16 protein-coding genes and 1 tRNA gene are annotated in these 17,803 nt (G+C 70.9%); 13 read left to right on the plus strand and 4 right to left on the minus strand.

What is annotated here, in order from left to right:
* The first annotated feature begins 1 nt into the window (after position 1).
* On the plus strand, positions 2–883 hold the full coding sequence (locus tag H7827_RS23945) for a carbohydrate ABC transporter permease (RefSeq protein WP_432747304.1): 882 nt from the start codon (positions 2–4) through the stop codon (positions 881–883).
* A 22-nt stretch (positions 884–905) separates the two neighbouring features.
* Here the strand turns inward: H7827_RS23945 and H7827_RS23950 are convergent, their stop codons facing one another.
* Complete coding sequence (locus H7827_RS23950) at positions 906–1,757, minus strand: hypothetical protein (RefSeq protein WP_432747305.1); 852 nt, start codon at positions 1,755–1,757, stop codon at positions 906–908.
* 41 nt (positions 1,758–1,798) lie between these two features.
* A complete protein-coding gene (locus H7827_RS23955) occupies positions 1,799–2,182 on the minus strand; it encodes a VOC family protein (RefSeq protein WP_432747306.1) in 384 nt (127 codons plus the stop codon).
* Between the two features lie 32 nt (positions 2,183–2,214).
* Here H7827_RS23955 and H7827_RS23960 point away from each other — a divergent pair, with 32 nt between their 5' ends.
* From H7827_RS23960 to H7827_RS24005, 10 genes are all read left to right on the plus strand, one after another.
* Positions 2,215–2,544, plus strand: coding sequence for a chorismate mutase (locus H7827_RS23960; protein WP_030734120.1), 330 nt, complete (start codon positions 2,215–2,217; stop codon positions 2,542–2,544).
* Between the two features lie 140 nt (positions 2,545–2,684).
* Positions 2,685–3,227, plus strand: a complete 543-nt coding sequence (locus tag H7827_RS23965; protein ID WP_432747307.1) for a hypothetical protein — start codon at positions 2,685–2,687, stop codon at positions 3,225–3,227.
* Positions 3,228–3,403: 176 nt separating this feature from the next.
* Positions 3,404–4,000: a hypothetical protein gene (locus H7827_RS23970; protein WP_432747308.1), complete on the plus strand. Its 597-nt coding sequence runs from the start codon at positions 3,404–3,406 to the stop codon at positions 3,998–4,000.
* Positions 4,001–4,064: 64 nt separating this feature from the next.
* Positions 4,065–6,548, plus strand: a complete 2,484-nt coding sequence (gene pepN, locus H7827_RS23975; protein WP_432747309.1) for an aminopeptidase N — start codon at positions 4,065–4,067, stop codon at positions 6,546–6,548.
* Between the two features lie 372 nt (positions 6,549–6,920).
* Positions 6,921–8,420 carry a pyridoxal phosphate-dependent decarboxylase family protein gene (locus tag H7827_RS23980; protein ID WP_432747310.1) on the plus strand — a complete coding sequence of 500 codons (1,500 nt, stop codon included), beginning with the start codon at positions 6,921–6,923 and terminating at the stop codon, positions 8,418–8,420.
* A complete protein-coding gene (locus tag H7827_RS23985; protein ID WP_432747311.1) occupies positions 8,417–9,814 on the plus strand; it encodes a lysine N(6)-hydroxylase/L-ornithine N(5)-oxygenase family protein in 1,398 nt (465 codons plus the stop codon). Before H7827_RS23980 ends, H7827_RS23985 begins: the two co-directional genes overlap by 4 nt.
* Before the next feature lie 207 nt (positions 9,815–10,021).
* Complete coding sequence (gene pyk / locus H7827_RS23990) at positions 10,022–11,455, plus strand: pyruvate kinase (RefSeq protein WP_030734101.1); 1,434 nt, start codon at positions 10,022–10,024, stop codon at positions 11,453–11,455.
* 238 nt (positions 11,456–11,693) lie between these two features.
* Positions 11,694–12,851 carry a Gfo/Idh/MocA family protein gene (locus H7827_RS23995; RefSeq protein WP_262832694.1) on the plus strand — a complete coding sequence of 386 codons (1,158 nt, stop codon included), beginning with the start codon at positions 11,694–11,696 and terminating at the stop codon, positions 12,849–12,851.
* Complete coding sequence (locus H7827_RS24000) at positions 12,848–13,786, plus strand: PmoA family protein (protein WP_432747312.1); 939 nt, start codon at positions 12,848–12,850, stop codon at positions 13,784–13,786. Before H7827_RS23995 ends, H7827_RS24000 begins: the two co-directional genes overlap by 4 nt.
* A gap of 16 nt (positions 13,787–13,802) precedes the next feature.
* Positions 13,803–14,552 (plus strand): cupin domain-containing protein, encoded by a 750-nt coding sequence (locus H7827_RS24005; RefSeq protein ID WP_432747313.1) that lies wholly within the window; start codon positions 13,803–13,805, stop codon positions 14,550–14,552.
* A 9-nt stretch (positions 14,553–14,561) separates the two neighbouring features.
* On the opposite strand, the gene H7827_RS24010 is transcribed toward H7827_RS24005, so the two are convergent.
* A complete protein-coding gene (locus H7827_RS24010) occupies positions 14,562–15,338 on the minus strand; it encodes a transcriptional regulator (RefSeq protein WP_432747314.1) in 777 nt (258 codons plus the stop codon).
* A gap of 109 nt (positions 15,339–15,447) precedes the next feature.
* A tRNA-Leu gene (locus tag H7827_RS24015) sits at positions 15,448–15,521 on the minus strand.
* A 97-nt stretch (positions 15,522–15,618) separates the two neighbouring features.
* Here H7827_RS24015 and H7827_RS24020 point away from each other — a divergent pair.
* Both H7827_RS24020 and H7827_RS24025 read left to right on the plus strand, forming a co-directional pair.
* Positions 15,619–16,284 (plus strand): ANTAR domain-containing response regulator, encoded by a 666-nt coding sequence (locus tag H7827_RS24020; RefSeq protein ID WP_030734086.1) that lies wholly within the window; start codon positions 15,619–15,621, stop codon positions 16,282–16,284.
* Positions 16,285–16,557: 273 nt separating this feature from the next.
* Positions 16,558–17,742 carry a branched-chain amino acid ABC transporter substrate-binding protein gene (locus H7827_RS24025; RefSeq protein WP_386540131.1) on the plus strand — a complete coding sequence of 395 codons (1,185 nt, stop codon included), beginning with the start codon at positions 16,558–16,560 and terminating at the stop codon, positions 17,740–17,742.
* Positions 17,743–17,803: the final 61 nt, after the last annotated feature.

Consider the following 17,803-nt stretch of genomic DNA (forward strand, 5'->3'; position numbering starts at 1 on the left):
GATGGCGACCACCCCGACCCCGGCCCCGAAGACGCCCCCGGCCCCGAAGACGGCAGCCGGGCCGGCCGGCGGCCGCGCACGCCGCGCCGGGCCGGCCCTGGCCGTCGCCGCGCTGCTCGCCTTCTCCCTCTTCCCCGTCTACTGGATGGTGTCCTCCGCCTTCGACCCCGGAGCCGGCACCCGCGGCGCGTCCGTCCTGCCCTCCGGCTTCACCCTCGACCACTTCCGGTACGTCCTGGACACCGGCGACTTCACCACCTTCCTCGCCAACTCCGCCCTCGTCGGCGCCGGTACGGTGCTGCTGTCCGGGCTGCTCTCCCTGTTCGCCGCGGTTGCCGTGGCCCGCTTCCGGTTCCGGATGCGGACCAAGGTGCTGGTGATGATCCTCATCGTGCAGATGGTGCCGCTGGAGGCCCTCGTCATCCCGCTGTTCCTCCAGATGAGCGACCTCGGGATGCTCAACAGCCTGCTCGGGCTGACCGTGGTCTACCTGGCCTTCTCCCTGCCGTTCGGCATCTGGACGCTGCGCGGTTTCGTCGCCGCCGTCCCCCGGGAGATCGAGGAGGCCGCCTATCTGGACGGCTGCGGCTGGTGGCGGATGTTCCGCTCCGTCCTGCTGCCGCTGGTGGCCCCCGGGCTCGTCGCCACCAGCATCTTCGCCTTCATCGTGGCCTGGAACGAGTTCATCTTCGCCTTCACCTTCATGCAGGACGACAGCAAGTACACGGCCGCCGTCGGACTGCACCGGTTCTTCGGCCAGTACAGCACCGACTGGGGCGCCGTCATGGCCGGCTCCACCCTCATCACCGTGCCGGTACTCATCTTCTTCGTCGTGGTGCAGCGCCGGCTCGCCGGCGGACTGGCGGCCGGAGCCATCAAGTAGCGGCCCCGGACCCCGCCGTCCGTCAGGTGTCGCAGTCCAGGACCGTGCGGCACAACCCGCAGCGGGCCCGGCGCCGCCCCGCCACCGGCAGCCGCAACCGCTGCCCGCACACCGGGCAGCCGAAGACCACCTTCAGCGGATCCCCCTGCTCGAAGGCATACCCCGCGCCGCCCTCACCCGGCACCGAGCGCCCCCGTACCGCCAGCGCCCGCTCCGCCGCGTACCGCTGCCGCACCGCCCACGGGCCGCCCGCCAACGGCGGCCGCACCGCGTCCCGTTCCGCCAGCCGGCGGCCCGCCTCGTACGCCTCGTACGCCTGCGGGCTGGTGAACCAGATCCGCGGGTCCTCCCCGAACACCGCCGCCCGCCGCGCCAGGACGTACCCGTACTCCTGCGGCGTCAGATAGCCCAGCCGCTGCGAACCGAGCGCGTCCTCGCGGAACGCGTCCAACAGCAGCCAGCCCGTGCCCAGATACGCGGCTGCCGTGTCCGTGAGAATCTCGTCCTCGGCCGTCACCGGCAGCGACAGACCGGCCCGGTGCAGGTACACGTGCATCACCTCGTGCGCCAGCACCCCGCCGATGTCACGCCGCTGACCGTCGAACCGGCGGTGCAGATCAACGGTGTACACGCCACCCGGCGCCGCCTCGACCTCCACCCACGCGGCCTCCGGCATGTCGTCGCGGAACCGCACCCGCACCGGCCCCGGCGGCAGCCCCAGATGACGCACCATCACCAGCGCCACCCGCTCCACCCCGGCGGCCAGCTCCTCGGCGTCGTCGAACGCCACATCCACCGGGAGCACACTCGTCGCGAAGCCCCGCACCGTCTCCGGTGACAGCCCGCGGTACAGCGCCGTGACCGCCGAACGCACCGACGCCAGATGCGGAAACGCCCCGCGGGCGGCGGCGGAGCTCAGGGCAACTGCCCGTAGCAGAGGCAGAACGGATGACCGGCGGGATCCTCGTACACCCGGAACCCCCGGGTCTGACCGCCGCTGTCGTGCAGGAACCGCGCCCCCAACGCCAGCACCTCCTCCTCCGCGCGCAGCACATCCTCGCGGGTGGGCACGTCGAAATCGAGATGCATCTGCTGGGGGTGCGAGGGATCCGGCCAGCGGGGCGGCTGGTGGTCGGGCGCGTACTGGAAGGCGATCTTCCGGCGGGTCGCCGCGTCGGTGAGCGTCACCCACGGCGGCGAGGAGTCATCCAGCTCCCAGCCGAGGATCGAGCCGTAGAAGCGGGCCAGGGCCATCGGGTCCGGACAGTCGATCACTGTGCACTGCAACGTCGCGATCATGCAGGCAGCATAAGCCGCATAGGGTATACGGCATGAACGACATCGACGACGACGTGCGCGCGGAGCTGACACGGCTGCGGGAGAGCATCGACAATATCGACGCCGCCGTCGTCCACATGCTGGCCGAACGCTTCAAATGCACCCAGCAGGTCGGCCGCCTCAAGGCGGGCCACCAGCTGCCGGCCGCCGATCCGGCGCGCGAGGCACGCCAGATCACCCGGCTGCGGCAGTTGGCGGAGAACGCCCACCTGGACCCGGCGTTCGCCGAGAAGCTGCTGAACTTCATCATCGCGGAGGTCATCCGGCACCACGAGACCATCGCGAACGAGTCCGTGAGCAAGGAAGACACCGCGGGCCGATAACCGCCCCATGTCCGGAGGCCATTGGGACGGCGCGGTGACACCCGCCCCGGCCTCGCCCTCGGCGGTCCACTCGACCCGCCGAGGATCACAGTCCCGTCACGCGGCACACACACCCCACGAGCGCGGGGAAGGGTGACGGGATGACACGGAACCGCGTGATTGCCGCTGTTGCTGTCCTCTCGCTCCTGTCGCTCGCCGGGTGCGGCTCGGGCGGCGAGGACGACACGGCCACCCCTACCCCCACCCCCATCCCGGAGCTGCCGGAGGTCACCGGCACGCCCGATCCGCAGCAGCTCGGCTGGGTCCTCTCCGACCTCGGCGGGGAAGTGGAGCTCGACGACGGGCTCCGCCTGTCCGCGGAGGTCGGCGAGGTGTTCGTCCCCGATGATTTCGGCAGCTACGGCGACAGCGGCAGGTACGCGCTGGTCGTGGTCTCCGCCACGAACGGCACCGGAGCCCCGCTGACGCTGGACGGGGTGGTGGTCGAGTGCGTGGTGGACGGCATACCCGCCGAGCGGGCGACCTTCGACGGCATCACCGTCGCACCGCCGTCCGTTGTCGAGGAGGGAGCGGACGCCGCGTGGTCGGAGGCGTGCTCCCTCGGCGAGGGCCAGGGGCTGGAGTTCGGTCTCGGGATCGGCGATCGCGACGCGGTGTGGTTCATGGGAGCCGTCGAGGGGTGAGCTTCCCCCGGCCCGGGAGGCCACCGCCCGCCTCTGACCGCCCCCTGAGTACACGTCACGATCACAGAATCATCACATCGGGCCCGAACGTCTGCGCGTTCGGGTCTCCTTCGCGCAGGATCGGTCTTCCCCCACACCGCCACGACCGTGCTCGCCGATGACCCATGGGGTGGACCATGACCCAACCGCCGCAGCAGCCCGCCTACCCGCCGCACCCCCAGCAGGGACCCCCGCCCACCGTCCCGGGGCCGTACACGGTCCCGGGACCGAAGAATAAGGGCCAGGGCAAGACCATCCTCACGCACGCCGCCGTCGGGATCGTCTGCCTGCTGATCGGTGTGGGCCTGGGGGCCGGGGGCACGGAGCAGGACGAGGCATCCGCCTCCCCCAGGGCCAGTGATCCGCCCGCGACATCCCCCGAGGCGGAGCCGGCCGAAGAGGAATCCCCGGAGCCCGAGCCCGAGCCCGAGCCGGAGCCGGAACCCGAACCCGAGCCCGAGCCCGAACCGGAGCCCGAACCCGAACCCGAGCCGGAGAACACCAGCTTCGGTCCGGGCACCTACCTGGTCGGCGAGGACATCGACCCCGGCGAATACCGCACCGACGGCGGGGGAGACAGCCTCATGGGCGCCTGCTACTGGTCCCGCAACAGTGACGCCTCCGGAGAGTTCGACTCCATCATCGCCAACGACTTCTTCGAAGGGCCCGGCCGCGTCACCGTCAACACCGGCGAATACTTCGAAACCAGCGGCTGCACCTGGAAACAGGCCTGACACCTCGCGCCCACACCCACGACGAGCAGCCCGGCACGGCCCACCCTTTGGCAGCATGACCCCCATGGCCACACTGACGCGCGACGAAGCCCGGACCCGGGCCGGACTGCTCGAAGTCCACACCTACGCCATCGACCTCGACCTGACCCGCGGCGAGGACACCTTCGCCTCCACCACCACCGTCCGCTTCAGCACCCGCGAGGCCGCCGACACCTTCATCGAGTTCCGCCCCCACACCCTGCACCGCGCCACCCTCGACGGCCACGACCTCGACCCCGGCACCCTCGTCGACGGCCGGCTGCCCCTGACCGGACTCGCCGCGGGCCCCCACGAACTCACCGTCACCGCCGACATGCCCTACTCCCACACCGGAGAGGGCATGCACCGCTTCACCGACCCGGCGGACGGGCTCACCTACCTCTACAGCATGTGCTGCATGACCGACGGCCCGCTGGTCTACGCCGCCTTCGACCAGCCCGACCTCAAGGCCACCTTCGATGTCACCGTCACCGCCCCCGAGGAGTGGACCGTCCTCGGTAACGGCATCGCCACCCCCGTCGCCGGCGCCCCCGGCCGCTGGCGCTGCGCCACCACCCCGCCCATCAGCACCTACCTGATGGCGGTCGCCGCCGGCCCGTTCCACTCGGTGCGCACCGAGCACGCCGGACTGCCCTTCGGCATCCACGTACGGCAATCCCTCGCCCCCTACCTCGACCAGGACGCCGACGAGATCCTCGGCATCACCCGGGCCGTCTTCGACCGCTACCACGAGATCCTCGACGAGCCCTACCCCTTCGACTCCTACGACCAGGCCTTCGTGCCCGAGTTCAACGCCGGGGCGATGGAGAACCCGGGCCTGGTGACGCTGCGGGACGAGTACATCTACCGCTCGGCGGTGACCGACACCCAGCGGCAGCTGCGCGGCGTCGTCATCGCGCACGAGATGGCCCACATGTGGTTCGGCGACCTCGTCACCCTGCGCTGGTGGGACGACATCTGGCTCAACGAGTCCTTCGCCGAGTTCATGGGCTACCAGGTACTCGCCGACGCCGTACCCCACTTCACCCCGTGGACCGAGTTCGCCGTGGACCGCAAGTCCTGGGGCTACGACGCCGACCAGCGGCCCACCACCCACCCCGTCGCGCCCGAACCGGACGGCGTCCCCGACACCGCCTCCGCCTGGCTCAACTTCGACGGCATCTCCTACGCCAAGGGCGCCTCCGCGCTGCGGCAACTCGTCACCTGGCTCGGCGAGGACACCTTCCTGGCCGGCGTCAACGACCACTTCGCCCGGCACCGCTTCGGGAACGCCACCCTCGCCGACTTCATCGACGCCATGGCCCGCGCCTCCGGGCGCGACGTCCACGGCTGGGCGGACGCGTGGCTGCGCACCAGCGGACCCGACCTTCTGGCCCCCCGCGTGCGGGAGACCGAAGAGGGATGGGCCGTGACGCTGACCCACGAGGGAAGCCGCCCGCACCGGCTGCGGCTGGGCGTGTACGACGGCGCGCGGCACCGGGAGACACTGGACGTCGAACTGGGCGCCGACGAGCCCGCCCAGGAGGTGACCGCCGGCGGCCACCGCCCCGACCTGCTCATCGTGAACGACGGCGACCTGACCTACGCGAAGGTACGGCTGGACACGCCGTCCTGGGACACGGCCCAGCGCGTGCTGTCCGACCTGCCCGACCCCCTCACCCGCACCGTGGTGTGGAACGCGGCACGGGACATGGTGCGCGACGCCGAACTCGCCCCGCGGGCCTACCTGGAGGCGGCCCGCAGACACCTGCCCGCCGAACCGGAGACCGCCATCGTCGAAGGAGTCCTCTCCTTCGCCACCGGCCAGATCGCCAACCGCTACCTGCCGACGGCGGCCGGCCGCACCGAAGCCCTCGGTCTGCTCTCCGACCTGGCCGCCGACCTGCTGAACCGGGCACGCGAGACGAAGGACGAGGCGAAACAGCTCATCGCCGTACGGACCTCCATCCGCTGCGCGACCACCGAACGCCCGCTGCGGGAGTGGCTGGCGGACGACGCCATCGGAGGCGACCCGGAACTGCGCTGGCAGATCCTCTACCGGCTCGCGGCCCTGGGCGCAACGCAGGAAGCCGAGATCCGGGCGGAGGCCGAACGGGACCCGGGAGCGAAGGGCGAGGAGGGCGCCGCCCGCTGCCTCGCCGCCCTGCCGCAGGAGGCGGCGAAGGCCGCCGCCTGGGACGCGCTCTTCGACCCGGCGGACGTGCTGTCCAACTACCTCTTCACGGCCACGGCCCAGGGCTTCTGGCAGGCGGAGGAGGCACAGCTGGAGCTGCTGCGCCCGTACGTGGCACGCTACTTCCCGGCCGCGGCGGGCGTGGCCACCCGTCGGGGGCACGCCCTGGCGGTGGCCGCGGCGAAGGCGGCCTTCCCGCATCCGTTCACCGAGCGGGCCACGCTGACCCTCGCGGAGGCGGCACTGCGCGAGGACCTCCCCGCCGCCCTCCACCGCAAACTGACCGACGAGACGGATGACCTGCGCCGCGCCCTGCGGGTGCGGTCCAGGAGCTGACGGCCGCCCGGCCCCCGGCCGGCCCGGGAGGGGCCGGCCGGGGGCCGGGTCGTGGCGTGTCTCGGAACTCCTCCACGGCGTGACGGGTGCGGGTCTCCACCATCTCTGAGCACTTGTGATTTTCCGTGATCGCTTTATGCCGAGATACGGAATTCTTTCTCCGTTCGTTTCTTCTGTTGGTGATCGCGCCGTCCCCGGTGGCGGCAGCGCATTCACCGCAATCCCTTCGCCCCCCACCGCCCCGCGAAGTTGGCGGGAAGGGGCGCCCCCCGGGTCACCCGAACGGGGGAAGAATGGCATTCCGTGGGATCGACGGTCCGCGTGGCGCGTAGCTTGTGGCCACTCATCCGCCCTCGTCGAAAGGGCTCTCCCATGCCTGCCTCACCTCCCCACGACCCCACCCTGCTCGCCGGCGGCGCCGGCGGTCCGCGCGCCCTGCGGCCCCTGGTCGACACCGTGTTCACCGCCCTCGCCGACGGTGCCGCCGCCCGGTGCGGGCCCTTGCCCGATGGGGGACCGGACGGCGTGGCAAGACGGGTCGCCGACCGCGGCACCCCCGTCCTGCCCGAGCAGGGGCACGGCGCCCACGACGCCCTGCGCGAACTGGTGTACGTCCTGGCCGAGGGCGCCGCCGATCCGGCGGACCCGCACTGCGCCGCCCATCTGCACTGCCCGCCGCTGGCCGTGGCCACCGCCGCCGACCTGGCCGCTTCCGCGCTGAACCCGTCGATGGACTCCTGGGACCAGGCCCCGGCCGCCTCCGCCCTCGAAGAACGGGTCGCCGCCGGGATCGGCGCCCTCGTGCACCCCTCGGGCCGGGACCCCGACGCGCTCGTCACCACCGGGGGCACCGAGTCCAACCTGGTCGGCGTTCTCCTCGCCCGCGAGGTCCACGGCCGGCACCTGCGGCTGATCTGCGGCGCCGACGCGCACCACAGCGCACACCGCGCCGCCTGGCTGCTCGGCCTCGACACCCCCCTGGTGCTCCCCACCCCGCGCGGCGTGCTCGACCCCACGACGGTCGACGAGGCACTCGCCGGACTCGACGCACTGGAGTGCCCGTCCCCGCGACCGCCCACCCCCGCCGTCGTCTTCGCCACCGCCGGCACCACCGACACCGGCGCCATCGACCCGCTCGGCGCGCTCGCCGACGTGGTCGCCGCCCACCGCCCGCACCGCGCCGTCACTCTGCACGTCGACGCCGCCTACGGCGGCCCGCTGCTGTTCAGCGACCGGCACCGCACCCACCTCGCCGGGGTGGAACGGGCCGACACCGTCACCCTCGACCTGCACAAGCTCGGCTGGCAGCCGGTCGCCGCCGGGCTGCTCACGGTCCCCGACCGCACGGCCCTCGCCCCGCTCGCCCACCGCGCCGACTACCTCAACGCGGACGACGACACCGAGGCGGGCCTGCCCGATCTGCTGGGCCGTTCCCTGCGGACCACCCGCCGCCCGGACATCCTCAAGATCGCCGTCACCCTGCGCGCCCTGGGCCGGCGCGGCCTCGGTGAACTGGTCGACGCCGTCTGCGCCGCCGCCCACCAGTTCGCCGATCTGATCGAGGCAGAGCCCCTGCTGCGGCTCCGCGCCCGCCCCGGCATCAGCACCGTGCTCTTCCGCCCGCACGACGCCACCGACGCCCAGGTCGCCGCCGTCCGCCGCGGCCTGCTCCACGAAGGGCACGCGGTCCTCGGCCGGGCCCGGGCGCTGGACCCGGCCACCGGCCGTCCCGCCCTGTGGCTCAAGGTCACCCTCCTCAACCCCCACACGCAGGAGAGCGACCTGCACGGCCTGCTCAAACTCGTCCTCGATCAGCACCAGCACCAGCACCAGCACCGTCACCAGCGCCAGGAGCGGGACCCGCGACGATGACCCACCCACAGCCCCACGACCTCGTCGGCATCGGCATCGGCCCCGCCAACCTCTCGCTCGCCGCCCTCGCCCACACCCAGCCCGGACTGAAGGCCGCCTGGTACGAGCAGCGCCCCGCCTTCCACTGGCACCCCGGACTGCTGATCGAGGGCGCCACCCTGCAAGTGCCCTTCCTCGCCGACCTGGTGACCCTGGCCGACCCCACCAACCCGTGGAGCTTCCTCAACTACCTGCGGCACCACCAGCGGCTGTACCCCTTCTACTTCTCCGAACGCTTCCACAGCCCGCGCGCCGAGTACGACCACTACTGCCGCTGGGTCAGCCGCCAACTGCCCTCCCTGCACTTCCGGCACCACATCGACGCCGTGCGCTGGAACCCCGAACAGGCCCTGTTCGACATCGACTACACCCGCCTGGGCCCCAACGGCGAGGCCGAGGCGGTCGGACGCTCCCACGCCCGCCACCTGGCCATCGGCATCGGCACCACCCCGCACGTCCCCGAGGCCCTGCGCCCGCTCGCCGAGCGGCCCGTCGTCCCCGTCGTGCACTCCGCCGACTACCTCGACCACCGCGAACAACTCCTGGAAGCCGGGCACATCACCGTCGTCGGCTCGGGCCAGTCCGGCGCCGAGGTCTTCCTCGACCTGCTGCGCCGCCGCCCGCCCGGGCGCGAACGGCTGCACTGGATCACCCGCACCCCGGCCTTCGCACCGATGGAGTACAGCAAGCTCGGGCTCGAACACTTCACACCCGACTACACCCGGTACTTCCACGCCCTGCCGGAGCAGCGCCGCGACGAACTGGTGGCGCGTCAGTGGCAGCTGCACAAGGCGATCGACCACGAGACGCTGGCGGCCATCCACGACGAGCTGTACCAGCACAGCATCGGAGGCGGCTGGCCGGACGTGGTCCTGACCCCCGGGGTGAGCGTCCGTACCGCCGGGCGACTGGGCACGACGCAGGTCGAACTCCACCTCGACCACGCCGAACAGGGAGAGCGCTCCCGGCTGGTGACCGAGGCCGTGGTGATGGCCACCGGCTACCGCGAGCGCCCGCTGGACCCGCTGCTGGCCGCGCTCGATCCGGTGCTGCGCCGGGACGCGGCGGGGCGTGTCGTGGTGGACGAGCAGTACCGGCTGGTGCTGGACCGGGAGGTGACCGGCTCGGTGTACGTACAGAACGCGGAGCGGCACACGCACGGGGTCGGGGCGCCGGATCTGGGCCTGGTCGCGCATCGCAGCGCCACCATCCTCAACGCGCTGACCGGGCAGGAGCGCTATCCGCTGCCGGAGCGGAGCGCGTTCACCACCTTCGGGCTGCGGCGGCCGGGTGCGGGCGGCGCGGGACCGGGGGCGGCCGGACCGTCGCAGGGGGTGCGGAGGGTGGGCGTGTAGCTCCCGGGGCCGGCTTGCGGCCCGAAAGGGACGGCGAGGATCGAAACCGTCTGAATATTCCGAACATATGCCGCCCGGAAATGCCGGACGGCTCAAAGGAGCGGTCTTCTGCTCATGGGCGAGTTGTCAATGCCTCTTTAATTTCAGGTCGTTGCCTGGTCACTTTCCGATAGCTCTCTACCCGCTGGTACGGCCTACTGTTGAGGTATGCGCCGAGCAAAAATTGTCTGCACACTTGGGCCCGCCACTGACTCATATGAGCGCATCGCCGCGCTTGTCGAAGCAGGAATGGACGTAGCCCGGCTCAACCTCAGCCACGGCGGCCACCGCGATCACGAACAGCGCTACCAGCGCGTCCGCCGCGCCGCCGCCGAATCGGGGCGCAGCATCGGAATTCTGGCCGATCTCCAGGGCCCGAAAATCCGGCTCGGCAGCTTCCGCGAAGGCCCCGTACTCCTTGAACCCGGCGACGCGTTCACCATCACCACCGAGGACATCGAGGGCGACCAGTACCGCTGCGGCACCACGTACACCGGACTCGCCACCGACGTGCGCCCCGGTGAACGCATCCTCATCGACGACGGGCGCGTCGCCCTCGACGTCACCGCCGTCGAAGGACCGGAAATCCGTACCACCGTCGCCGAAGGCGGCATGATCTCCGACCACAAGGGCATCAACCTCCCCGGCGTCGCCGTCTCCGTACCCGCCCTGTCGACCAAGGACATCGACGATCTGCGCTGGGCCCTGCGCACCGGCGTCGACATCATCGCCCTCTCCTTCGTGCGCACCGGCGACGACATCAAGGACGTGCACCGGGTGATGGCCGAGGAGGGCCGCTTCCTCCCCGTCATCGCGAAGATCGAGAAGCCGCAGGCCGAGGAGAACCTCCAGGACATCGTCGACGCCTTCGACGGCATCATGGTCGCCCGCGGCGACCTCGGCGTCGAAGTGCCCCTCGAAGTCGTCCCGATGCTCCAGAAGCGCGCCATCAAGCTCGCCAAGCGCAACGCCAAGCCGGTCATCGTCGCCACCCAGATGCTCGACTCCATGATCGACGCCTCCCGCCCCACCCGCGCCGAGGCATCCGACGTCGCCAACGCCGTCATGGACGGCACCGACGCCGTCATGCTCTCCGGCGAGACCAGCGTCGGCCGCTACCCCATCGAGACGGTGCGCACCATGAGCCGCATCGTCACCGCCGCCGAGGAAGAGGTCCTCGCGCGCGGCCTCGTACCGCTCGAAGAGGCCACCAAGCCCCGCACCCAGGGCGGCGCCGTGGCCCGCGCCGCCGCCGAGATCGGCGACTTCCTGGGCGCCACGCTCCTGGTCGCCTTCACCCAGAGCGGCGACACCGCGCGCCGGCTCTCCCGGTACCGCTCGCCCATCCCCGTCATCGCCTTCACCCCCGACCCCGCCACCCACGCCCAGCTCACCCTCACCTGGGGCGTGGAGACCTACCTGGTGCCCACCGTCCGCTCCACCGACGAGATGGTGAGCCAGATGGACGAGCAGCTGCTGCGCATCGGCCGGTGCGCCAAGGGCGAGATCGTGGTGGTGACCGCCGGGTCGCCGCCCGCCATGGCCGGGACCACCAACCTGGTGCGCGTCCACCACGTCGGCGAGGACGACGCCCCGCACTGATCTCCCGCACCACCTCCCCGCTCCGGCCTCCCGCGCCGGCGTCCCACCGACGTCCGCGGGGCGCGGTGCGCGTGTGCGGGTACGCCTCGCACACGCGCGCACGCGCACCGGGAAGGAGCGCTTCCGGGCGCCGCGCAGATTGGGCGGCGCCCCTTGTCATGCCGGGCGACGGCATGGTTGGCTTTTGGCGATTTCCGATTGAAAGCGCTTACTATCGCCCAGCCAGGAGTCGCACCGCATGGCTGACCAGCCCGCCCGCACCCGCATCCGCACCGCCGTCGTCGGCACCGGAGGCATCGTCACCGGCGCCCACCTCCCCGCGATCGCCGCGCACCTCGACGAACTCGAACTCGTCGCCGCCGTCGACATCGACCAGAGCCGCCTCGACGCCTTCCACGCCACGGCCACCGCCATCGACGGCATCGGCCCCGTCACCGGCCACACCGACCTGGCCACCATGCTCGCCACCGAGCGCCCCGAGCTCGTCCTCCTGGGCACCCCGCCCTCCCTCCACCACCAGCAGGCCCTCGCCGCGCTGGCCGCCGGCGCCTGGGTCTGGGCCGAGAAGCCGCTGTGCCTCACCCTCGCCGAATTCGACGACATCGCCGCCGCCGAAGGCGACGACACCGGCCACGGCCCCTACGCCGCCGTCGTCGCCCAGCACCGCTACGGCTCCGGCACCACCCACGCCCGCCGCCTGCTGACCACCGGCGAACTCGGCGCACCACGCGTCGCCCACTGCCAGACCACCTGGTACCGCGACACCGACTACTACGCCGTCGACTGGCGCGGCCGCTGGGCCACCGAGGGCGGCGGCCCCACCATGGGCCACGGCATCCACCAGACCGACCTGCTGCTCCACCTCCTCGGCGACTGGACCGAGATCCGCGCCCTCGCCGGCCGCCTCGTCCACGACATCGAGAGCGAGGACGTCTCCACCGCCCTCGTCCGCTTCGCCGACGGAACCATCGCCACCGTCGTCAACAGCGTGCTCTCCCCCGACCAGGTCAGCCGCATCCGCATCGACTGCGACGACGCCACCGTCGAACTCACCCACCTCTACGGGCACAGCAACGACGACTGGCGCTACACCCCCCGGCCCGGCATCGACGAGGACCGCGTCACCCAGTGGCGCACCAACCCCGACAACACCCCCAGCTCCCACGCCGCCCAGCTCGCCGGCATCATCGACGCCTTCCGCGCCGGCACCCGCCCACCCGGCAGCGGCGACGACGCCCGCCGCACCATCGAACTCAACGCCGCCCTGTACAAAGCCGCCTTCACCGGCCGCCCCGTGCACGCCGGCGAGATCACCGCGGACGACCCCTACTACACCGCCATGCACGGCAACCACCCCGACTGGGCCCCGGCCCCCGCCACCGAGGAGCAGCAGTGACCGTCGCCCCCCTCACCGTCACCCACGCCCACGGCGACCGCATCACCGTCACCGCCGCCGGCACCGACATCCTCGCCTACGTCTACCGGCCCGACCCGGACGCCTACGAATCCCCCAAGCCGTACGCCCACCCCCTGCGCACCCTCGCCGGCAACCTCGTCACCGGCTACCGGCCCAACGACCACCGCTGGCACAAGGGCGTCCAGATGACCGCCAGCCACCTGTCGGAACAGAACTTCTGGGGCGGCAACTCCTACATCCACGGCCAGGGATACCAGCGCATCCCCGAACGGGTCGGCTCCATGCGCCACGACGGCTTCGACACCGTCACCGCCACCCGCGACCGCGCCGACATCACCGAGAACCTCACCTGGGTCAACCACGCCGGCCAGGACTGGGCCCGCGAGACCCGCACCCTCGCCGTGCACTCCGCCGACACCGGCGAAGGCGCCTGGACCCTGGAATGGTCCATCGACCTCACCAACGTCCGCGGCGAACCCCTGCGCTTCGGCAGCCCCACCACCGCCGGCCGCACCATGGCCGGCTACACCGGACTCCAGTGGCGCGGCCCCCGCGACTTCACCGGCGGACAGGTCATCACCCCCACCGGCCCCAGCACCGACGCCGACACCATGGGCACACCGGCCGCCGACGTGCCGTGGATCGGCTTCACCGCCCAGCACGACGACCACGACGGCCACTCCACCCTCATCTTCGACCACGCCCCGGAGAACAGCGGCGAGGCGGCCATCCACCCCTCGCACTGGTTCGTCCGCTCCACCCCCATCCCCACGGTCGCCTTCTCCTGGGCCTTCTTCGACGAGTTCGAACTCGCCGACGGGGAATCCTTCCGCTACCGCTACCGCGTCGTGGTGGCGGACGGCGCATGGGACACCGACCGCATCGCCGGCTACCTCAAGAACCACCCCTGGTAAGGACGGGACGGCACACATGACCACCCTGCACAACCCCCTCCCCGGCGCCGTCGGCGTCTCCCACATCTCCGCCTACGACTGGCTCGCGGCGGACGGAGCCTGCGGCGGCAGCCCCCACATGCACCTCGCCTGCATCGAGGCCTACGTGGTGACCGCGGGGGAGGGGGCGGTGCAGACCCTCACACCGGACGGCTACACGGAAACCCCGCTGCACCCCGGCGTCATCGCCTGGTTCACCCCCGGCACCGTCCACCGGATGATCAACGGCGACGGCGCCCTGCGGGTCACCGTCCTCATGCAGAACAGCGGCCTCCCCGAGGCGGGCGACGCCGTCTTCACCTTCCCGCCGGAGATCCTCGCCGACCCCGAACGGTACGCGGCGGCCGCCGCGCTGCCCGGCAAGGAGGGCGAGGCCGTGGCAACGGCGGCCCGGGCGCGCCGGGACCTGGCCATCGCGGGGTACGAGGTGCTGCGCACGGCCCTGCGGGACGGGGACACCGCCCCGCTGGAAGCCTTCCACCGCGCGGCGGCGCGACTGGTGGCGCCGAAGGTCGCCGAATGGCACACCCGCTGGCAGGACGGGGCGCTGGCCGCCGCGCGCAGGACGGAGGAACACCTCAAGGCACTGGCCGAGGCGGACCCCACCCACCTCGCGGAGGCGCGGATCACCACGAGCACCCCCACCAGGGCCGCCGGCTACGGCATGTGCGGCCGGCGCCAGGAGTACGAGATCCCGGGCACGACGCTGCCGTACTACGGGGAGTAGCGGCACCGGTCAGTATTTCGCCCCCACATGGGCGTCCATGAGGGCCACGGACCCCCTGCGGGCCACCGACACGGTCTGCGCCGCGCGCCGCTGGTTGAGGTGCTTCCACTCGACACCCAGTGCGTCGAGGGTGCCGGTGAACAGGCCGATGATGTCGTCCGAAGTGTTGGTGAAGAAGTACCGGGGGTACTCGTAGCGCTTGGGTTCGCCGGCGATGGTCTTCGTCGTCCGGTTGACCACGCGGCAGCCGTCGGAATGGATGAGCCCTCGGACGAACTCCCACCGGTGCGCGGAGACAACGGACCGTTGCCACGGTTCGAGGACGATGGCCCGCTCGTGCTTCCTGCCCGGTCCGTGTTGGGGGAACAGGCAGGGCCAGTGGTTGCTGTAGGCGGTGACCAGCACACATCCCTGTTTCCGCGCCCGGCAGACGCGGTTGGCGGGACGGATGGCCGTGATGGCTCTTTCGCACGCCCTGATGAGACCGGGCCAGGCGGTGCCGCAGGCTATGCGCAGGACGTACGTCCGTCCGGACCGGGTGATGTGGCCGTCGCCGAGATAGAGGCCCAGGAGGTAGGCGTATGCGGCGTGGTCCAGGTCGCTGTCGTCGCACCGGGGACAGGGCCGGTGAGCGGGCCGCGCGGGTGCGGCGGAGGGGAGGCCATCGAGGCGGACCCAGTAACCGATGGTCCCGGAAGGAATGTCGAGGAGTCGGCCGATTTCGGCATGGCTGGCACCTGAACGTGCCAGAGCGACAGCTCTGCTGCGGATGAGCGGATCGTGCATGGCCCGATCATCGGGAGAAACGGCGGAGCGACACGCCTGTACGAGGAATTGTCCCCTCGAAGGGGGGAACGATCATGAATCGCTGGCAACCTTCGAAGCAAAGGCAAAGTGCCCCGAGTGGGATTCGAACCCACACTGTCGGTGGTTTGAGCACCGTCTCTCTAACCGTTGGAGTACCGGGGCCTTGGAAAGCAAGGTCGTGGTTGCCTGCTGTGCCCTTAGCCTACCGCAGGTAGGTACCCTCAGTGGTGCCCCCATCCTGCAGGAAACGAGGAGCATCGTGAGCACCCCCGAGGTCCCCGACGAGCCCACTGGCACCGACACCGGCACCGGCGCGGGAAGCGCGCATGTGCCGCCGCTGACCACCCGTGTCGTCATCGCCGAGGACGAGGCCCTGATCCGGCTGGATCTCAAAGAGATGCTGGAGGAGGAGGGGTACTCCGTCGTCGGTGAGGCCGGTGACGGTGAGCGGGCCGTGGAGCTGGCGCGGGAGCTGGCGCCGGATCTGGTCATCCTCGATGTGAAGATGCCGGTCATGGACGGCATCTCCGCCGCCGAGAAGATCGCCGGGGAGGGCATCGCCCCGGTGCTGATGCTGACCGCCTTCTCGCAGCGCGACCTGGTGGAGCGGGCGCGGGACGCCGGTGCCATGGCGTACCTGGTGAAGCCGTTCAGCAAGAGCGATGTGATCCCGGCCATCGAGATCGCGGTGTCCCGTTTCACCGAGCTGAAGACGCTGACCCAGGAGGTCGCAGACCTGGCGCAGCGGCTGGAGACACGGAAGCTGGTGGACCGGGCGAAGAGTGTGCTGCAGACGCAGTACGGGCTGTCCGAGCCGGCGGCGTTCCGGTGGATTCAGAAGACGTCGATGGACCGGCGGCTGTCGATGCATCAGGTGGCGGAGGCCGTGATTCAGGACGCCGAGGAGAAGAAGCAGCGCAAGTAGGTTTGAGTTGAGGGTGGATGGGGAAGCCGGGCAAAATTTGCCCGGCTTCCCCATGTTGTTGCTCCTTCGGGGGCGGCGTCATGGGTTGGCTGGAATGTTCGCTGAGCGGTAAGCAGTGTTCTGTTTCCGACGCGTGACGCACATCACGAGGCGGTCACATCTGTGTCGGCTGTCTATCTGCGCCGCATACCTGGGCAATAGATTCCGCACACGCCATGCGGATGTCGTAGGGCGTTCATATAGATCTTGTGGCTGCCTCCAGGGGGTTTCCTCGTGCTCAACAGATCCATCGTGAAGCTGGCGATACCTGTCGCCATCGGCGCGCTCGCGCTCACCGCGTGCGGCAGCGACGATGGCGGCAGTGACGGCGGCGGTGGCGGAGGCGGCGGCGGTACGACGTACAAGATCGCCTTTCAGGGTCCGCTCTCCGGCAAGAACGTCGCCCTGGGCGAGAACATGCAGAACGGTATCCAGCTGGCCATCGAGGAGGCGAACGCCTCGGGCGATTACGACTTCACCCTGGAGTACGTGGCCACGGACGACCGCGGTGAGCCGGGTCAGTCCTCGGCCGCGGCGCAGCTGGTCATCGACGATTCCGATGTGATCGCCGCGATCGGCCCCGCGTTCTCGGGCCCGGCCGAGGTGGCGGCGCCGCTGTACGGCGAGGCCGGCCTGCTGGCCGCCTCCTCGTCGGCGACGAACCCGACGCTGACCGAGCAGGGTTTCCCGACGTTCCTGCGGGCCGTTCCCAATGACAACGCGCAGGGCGCGGGCATGGCGGAGTTCCTGGCGGCGCAGGACGGCGTGGAGAAGGTCATCGTCGTCGACGACGTGTCGCCGTACGGTGAGGGTCTTTCCGATGTCGCGGTGGAGTCGCTGACGGAGCTGGGTCTTGAGGTGGAGCGCGCGAGTGTTCCGGCCGACACCCCGGACTACAGCGGTGCCGCGCGCAACGTGGTGCAGTCCGGTGCGGACGCCATGATCTACGCGGGTTACTACGAGGCGCTCGGCCCGTTCGCGGTCAGCCTGGAGTCGGCCGGATTCGACGGCATCGGTGTCTCGGGTGACGGCAGCAATGACGTGCAGTTCATCTCGCTGGCGGGTTCGGCCTCGGACCAGTGGTACCTGACGTGCCCGTGCACGGACGCCACGGCCGAGGCGGCGACGGTCGACTTCGCCGAGCGGTACCAGACGGCCTTCAACCAGCCGCCGGGTACGTACTCGGCCGAGTCGTACGACGTGGCGCAGATGATCATCGGCGCGATCGCGGAGCTGGGTGCGGACGCGAGCCGTGAGTCGGTGTACCAGGCGGTCGCGACCGGTTCGTACGAGGGGTTGACGAAGACCTTCGAGTTCGACGAGACGGGTGAGTTCACGAACGATGCCATCTTCATCTACCAGGTGGAGGGTGACGGCATCGAGTACCTGGGGCCGATCGAGGAGTTGACCGGCGGCTGATTCGGCGGGATTCCGTCGCTTTCCCAGTGTCTTGGCGGGGCGCGGTGTTCTCATCGCGCCC

The sequence above is a fragment of the Streptomyces sp. JH002 genome, assembly GCF_050916115.1.
Lineage (GTDB): Bacteria > Actinomycetota > Actinomycetes > Streptomycetales > Streptomycetaceae > Streptomyces > Streptomyces xiamenensis.

What these genes read in the sequence shown, in the direction of transcription:
- H7827_RS23960 (WP_030734120.1), top strand. Translation starts at nt 2,215, where the DNA reads ATGAACGACATCGACGACGACGTGCGCGCGGAGCTGACACGGCTGCGG.
- H7827_RS23955 (WP_432747306.1), bottom strand. Translation starts at nt 2,182, where the DNA reads ATGATCGCGACGTTGCAGTGCACAGTGATCGACTGTCCGGACCCGATG.
- H7827_RS23970 (WP_432747308.1), top strand. Translation starts at nt 3,404, where the DNA reads ATGACCCAACCGCCGCAGCAGCCCGCCTACCCGCCGCACCCCCAGCAG.
- H7827_RS23945 (WP_432747304.1), top strand. Translation starts at nt 2, where the DNA reads ATGGCGACCACCCCGACCCCGGCCCCGAAGACGCCCCCGGCCCCGAAG.
- H7827_RS23995 (WP_262832694.1), top strand. Translation starts at nt 11,694, where the DNA reads ATGGCTGACCAGCCCGCCCGCACCCGCATCCGCACCGCCGTCGTCGGC.
- pepN (WP_432747309.1), top strand. Translation starts at nt 4,065, where the DNA reads ATGGCCACACTGACGCGCGACGAAGCCCGGACCCGGGCCGGACTGCTC.
- pyk (WP_030734101.1), top strand. Translation starts at nt 10,022, where the DNA reads ATGCGCCGAGCAAAAATTGTCTGCACACTTGGGCCCGCCACTGACTCA.
- H7827_RS23985 (WP_432747311.1), top strand. Translation starts at nt 8,417, where the DNA reads ATGACCCACCCACAGCCCCACGACCTCGTCGGCATCGGCATCGGCCCC.
- H7827_RS24005 (WP_432747313.1), top strand. Translation starts at nt 13,803, where the DNA reads ATGACCACCCTGCACAACCCCCTCCCCGGCGCCGTCGGCGTCTCCCAC.
- H7827_RS23965 (WP_432747307.1), top strand. Translation starts at nt 2,685, where the DNA reads ATGACACGGAACCGCGTGATTGCCGCTGTTGCTGTCCTCTCGCTCCTG.
- H7827_RS24010 (WP_432747314.1), bottom strand. Translation starts at nt 15,338, where the DNA reads ATGCACGATCCGCTCATCCGCAGCAGAGCTGTCGCTCTGGCACGTTCA.
- H7827_RS23980 (WP_432747310.1), top strand. Translation starts at nt 6,921, where the DNA reads ATGCCTGCCTCACCTCCCCACGACCCCACCCTGCTCGCCGGCGGCGCC.